Consider the following 881-nt stretch of genomic DNA (forward strand, 5'->3'; position numbering starts at 1 on the left):
ACGATCTGCTGCGCCAGCAGCCAGCCATGGCCGCCGCCTTCGCCAAGACCGGCGCGCAGGCCGATGATGCAAAACGCGTTGCGTTTGCCGGGGATCGGGCCGACCAGCGGCGCGCCGTCGATGGTGTAGGTGATCGGGCCGTTGACGACGGAGTGGATGCCCACATCCATCAGCGCCGGCATTCGCTCGAAGGCGCCTTCGAGCACGTCCATCACCCGGTCGAGATCGTCGGGGCACAGCGCGTTGACGAAGTTCGGGTCGATCCCGTCCATTCCCCAGGTCTTGCAGTCCTGCTCGTAGAAGCCGACCAGCAGGCCGTTCTTCTCCTGGCGGCAGTAGTAATCGCTGATCGGGCAGCGCAGCAGCGGCATGCGGAAGCCCGCCTCCTCGATCGCCTTGATCGGCTCGGTCAGGAAATACTGGTGCTCCATCGAGGCGACGGGATGGTGCACGCCCATCATCGCGCCGACCTCGTTCACCCGGTAGCCGCAGGCGTTGACGACGATCTCGCAATTGATGTCGCCATGCTCGGTGTGCACGGTCCAGCTGTCGTCCTTGTGCTGGGTCAGCCCGGTGACCGGGGTGTTGCGGTAGACCTCGGCTCCGGCGAGGCGGGCGCGGCGCGCCAATGCCTGGCACAGCTGCGCGGGGTCGATGTCGCCGTCGAGCGGGTCCCAAAGGCCGCCAAGAAGGTTGTCGGTGGAAATGAGCGGGTGTCGTTTCGCGCATTCCTCGGCATCGATGATTTCGAAATCGACGCCCATGCCTTTCGCGACGCTGGCGAAATGGCGATAGCCTTCCATTTGCCGTTCGGTATTGGCCAGTCGAATGCCGCCATCTGCATGATGGTAATTGATCGGATATTCAGGGTCGTCGGCCAG

General features: G+C 64.1%; 1 protein-coding gene. It reads right to left on the reverse strand.

Features of this window, described 5'->3' with window-relative positions:
* The coding region (locus tag ACFDS3_RS20340) for an NAD(P)/FAD-dependent oxidoreductase (protein ID WP_375264146.1) at positions 1–881 on the reverse strand (881 nt) is incomplete at both ends.

It is taken from the genome of Palleronia sp. (genome assembly GCF_042089775.1).
Taxonomy (GTDB): Bacteria; Pseudomonadota; Alphaproteobacteria; order Rhodobacterales; family Rhodobacteraceae; genus Palleronia.